Source organism: Intrasporangium chromatireducens Q5-1 (genome assembly GCF_000576575.1).
Lineage (GTDB): Bacteria > Actinomycetota > Actinomycetes > Actinomycetales > Dermatophilaceae > Intrasporangium_A > Intrasporangium_A chromatireducens.
In genome coordinates this window covers 1-3,821 of record NZ_AWQS01000310.1, presented here as the reverse complement: position 1 = coordinate 3,821, position 3,821 = coordinate 1, and the positions used below count along the sequence as shown (strand labels likewise).

Here is a 3,821-nt window from a genome sequence, read left to right as displayed (position 1 = left end):
GACGGTGACGTCGCGCTCGGTCCGGCTGAAGAGCCGCAGCCGCCCGTCGGTGACGTCGGCGAGGACACGCATGCCGTCCCACTTCACCTCGTGGGCCCACGAGTCGCCCTGGGGGACCGCGGTCGTCGACGTGGCCAGCATCGGGCGCATGGGTGGCATTCTGGTACCCATGCGAGCCATCTGGAAGGGCGCCGTGTCGTTCGGCCTCGTCAACGTGCCCGTGCGACTCTTCTCCGCGACCGAGAACCACGACGTGCAGTTCCGGCAGGTGCACGAGAAGGACGGGGGCCGGATCCGCTACCAGCGGGTCTGCTCGATCGACGGTGAGGAGGTGCCCTACTCCGACATCGCCAAGGGCTACGAGACCTCGGACGGACGCATGGTCATCCTCACCGACGAGGACATGAAGAGCCTGCCGTCGCGCTCCTCCAAGGAGATCTCGATCGAGAAGTTCGTCCCGTCGGAGCAGATCGACCCGCTGCTGTTCGACAAGTCGTACTACCTCGAGCCCGAGAAGAGCTCGGTGAAGCCCTACGTCCTGCTGCGTGACGCCCTCGAGAAGGCCGATCGGATGGCACTGGTCACCGTCGCGATCCGCACGCGGATGACCCTCGCCGTCCTGCGGGTCCGCGAGGGCGTCATCGTCCTGCAGACGCTGCTGTGGGCCGACGAGGTGCGCCAGCCGGACTTCGGCGTGCTCGACGAGGACACCCATGCGACGAAGAAGGAGCTGGCGATGGCGTCCTCGCTCGTCGACTCGCTGGCCGGCGACTACGAGCCGGACGAGTTCGAGGACGACTACTCCGAGGCCGTCGAGGCGCTCGTCGAGTCGAAGATCGAGGGCGGCGAGGTCAAGGCACCCGAGGCCGCTCCCGAGGAGGAGACCGAGGTCGTCGACCTGCTCGCGGCGCTGCAGCGCAGCGTCGACGCCGCCAAGGCCGCCAAGCGCGGTGGCGGCACGAAGGACGAGGCCGAGGCCACGCCCGAGAAGAAGAAGCCGGCCAAGAAGGCGACCAAGGCCAAGAAGAAGGCCAGCTGAGTCCCGCTCCGTCCCAGTCGAGCGTGGAACATCGGCCACCCCTGGGTGTGCCGATCCTCCACCGCACCAACCACGAGAGCACGCGAGAGCAGGGTCACGAGCGGGCCTGCCTGTCGGCGAGCGGTGAGCGGTGCCGCTGGGCAAGGATGGGGGCGTGAAGACCGTCTCCGTCGCCGAGCTCCAGAGCCGTCTGCGCACCCTTCCGCCCAACCCGCGGATCGTCGTCAGCGGCAACATGTCGATCCCCTGGGAGGCGGTGCAGGCCGTCGACGAGTGCGTGCCCTCCTACGTCCTGCACGCCCTCAACGCGCCGCCCGGGCTGCCGGAACGCGACGGCGTGACGGTCGAGACCTGCTTCGTCGGCGCGGGCATGCGGCGCCACCCGGGACTGCGCTACGTGCCCTCGCGCCTCTCGCTCGTGCCGCTGCTCTTCGGCCGGACCCTGCCTCCCGAGGTCGTCCTGCTCCACTGCGCACCGCCGATCGACGGGCAGCTGAGCCTCGGTCTCGAGGTCAACGTGCTGCCTGCCGCCGTCGAGGCGTGCCGGGCCCGGGGCGGCCTCGTCGTCGCCGTCGTGAACCCGCGGATGCCCTACACCTTCGGTGACGCGCAGATCCCGGTCGAGCACGTCGACCTCGCGGTCGAGATCGAGGCACCGCTCGCGACGCACGTGCCGGTCCCGCCCGACGACGACAGCCGGGCCATCGGCGAGCTCGTCGCCTCGCAGATCCTGGACGGCTCGACCATGCAGCTCGGCATCGGGGGCGTCCCGGACGCGACGCTGGCAGCACTCGTGTCCCGCAAGGGGATTCGCGTCTGGACCGAGATGTTCTCCGACGGCGTGCTCGCCCTCGACGCGGCCGGTGCGCTCGACCGGAACCACCCGCTCATCACCTCCTTCGTCTTCGGGTCGCAGGAGCTCTACGACTGGCTCGACCGCAACCCGCGGGTGCGGATGATGCGCACCGAGCGCACCAACGACCCCGGGCTCATCGCACAGCAGCGCCAGATGACCTCCGTCAACACGGCGCTCGAGGTGGACCTGTTCGGGCAGGCGAACGCGTCCCGGATCAACGCGCGCATCTACTCGGGCTTCGGCGGCCAGACCGACTTCATCGTCGGGGCGTTGCACTCCCCCGGCGGCAAGTCCTTCATCGCACTGCGGTCCTGGCACCCGAAGGCGGACGTGTCGACCATCGTGCCGCTGCTCGACGAGCCGGTGACCTCGTTCCAACAGTCCGCAGTCGTCACCGAGCACGGCATCGCCCCGCTCTGGGGCCACGACGAGCGGGAGCAGTGCCGGGCCATCATCGAGTGCGCAGCGCACCCGTCGGTCCGGGAGGAGCTGTGGGAGGAGGCCGCCGCCCTCGGCCTCGCCTGAGCCTGCGACCCGCGCCATCGGACGCACTGAGACGTCGGACGTCCGAGTAGGTCAAAAACAGGTATTGGACGGTTCACAATCGGATCCGTAGCGTCGATGACGTGAAGATCACGCACGTCGAAGCGATCCCGTTCGCGATCCCGTACCGCAAGCCACTGCGCTTCGCGAGCGGCGAGGTCCGGGTCGCCGAGCACGTCCTCGTGCGGGTCCACACCGACTCCGGCGTCATCGGCACGGCCGAGGCGCCACCCCGGCCGTTCACCTACGGCGAGACGCAGGCGTCGATCATCGCCGTGGTCCAGACGATCTTTGCGCCGGTCGTGGCCGGGCGCAGCCTCCTCGAGCGCGAGCGGATCCACGCCGACCTCGACCGGACCATCGGCAACCCGACCGCCAAGGCGGCCCTCGACATGGCGATCTGGGACGCACTCGGCCAGACCCTCGAGGTGCCGGTCACCGAGCTGCTCGGCGGGTGGACCGACCGGATGCGGGTGAGTCACATGCTCGGCTTCGACGAGCCGTCGGCCATGGTCGACGAGGCACAGCGGGTGCGGGACGAGTACGGGATCCGGACGTTCAAGGTGAAGGTCGGACGGATGCCGGTCGACCTCGACGTCGCCGTCTGCCGGGCCCTGCGCGAGCACTTCGGCGCTGAGGCCGAGCTCTACATCGACGGCAACCGGGGGTGGACCGCGAGCGAGAGCGCCCGCGCGCTCCGGATGATGGCCGACCTCGACCTCCTGTTCGCCGAGGAGCTGAACCCCGCCGACGACGTGCTCGGACGACGGTGGCTCGTGCAGCAGGCGCAGATCCCGTTCATCGCCGACGAGAGCGCCACCCGCCCGGGCGAGGTCACCCGCGAGCTGCTCGGGGGCTCCGCCACCGCGATCAGCATCAAGACGGCACGCAGCGGCTTCACCCAGGGCCAGCGCATCCTGCACGAGTGCGAGGGGCTCGGCGTCGAGGTCGTCATGGGCAACCAGATCGACGGGCAGGTCGGCAGCGTCTGCGCCGTCGCCTTCGGCGCCGCCCACCACCACACGAGCCGGCGCGCCGGAGAGCTGTCGAACTTCCTCGACATGGCCGACGACCTGCTTGCCGAGCCGCTCCGGATCACCGACGGGACGCTCACGGTCCGCCCCGGCCCCGGTCTGGGTCTCGTCATCGACGAGGAGAAGCTCACCCACTACCGGCAGGACCGGTAGCCCACCAGACGCACGGGCCCGGTGACAGGGGGACCGAGCCCGGCGGCATACATCTCGAGAAGCACCGAACGACAAAGGAGTCCGACATGACCGACCAGATCACCGAACAGGATGCGAAGGCCGCCGAGTCCGGCGCGAACGCGACCGCCGCGTTCCTCGCCAAGCAGAAGGCCGCCACCGCTGCGTCCTCCCAGGA

Annotated in this window: 4 protein-coding genes; 3 read left to right on the top strand and 1 reads right to left on the bottom strand. The window is 69.8% G+C overall.

What is annotated here, in order from left to right:
* The coding region (locus N864_RS24845) for an ATP-dependent DNA ligase (protein ID WP_476702745.1) at window positions 1-141 on the bottom strand (141 nt) is incomplete at its 3' end.
* A gap of 28 nt (window positions 142-169) precedes the next feature.
* Here N864_RS24845 and ku point away from each other — a divergent pair.
* From ku to N864_RS20080, 3 genes are all read left to right on the top strand, one after another.
* Window positions 170-1,039, top strand: coding sequence for a non-homologous end joining protein Ku (gene ku / locus N864_RS20090; protein WP_034721594.1), 870 nt, complete (start codon window positions 170-172; stop codon window positions 1,037-1,039).
* A 154-nt stretch (window positions 1,040-1,193) separates the two neighbouring features.
* Window positions 1,194-2,420 (top strand): acetyl-CoA hydrolase/transferase family protein, encoded by a 1,227-nt coding sequence (locus N864_RS20085; protein WP_034721591.1) that lies wholly within the window; start codon window positions 1,194-1,196, stop codon window positions 2,418-2,420.
* 101 nt (window positions 2,421-2,521) lie between these two features.
* Entirely contained in the window at window positions 2,522-3,625 is a 1,104-nt protein-coding gene (locus tag N864_RS20080) for a mandelate racemase/muconate lactonizing enzyme family protein (protein ID WP_034721589.1), read from the top strand.
* The last annotated feature ends 196 nt before the right edge of the window (window positions 3,626-3,821 follow it).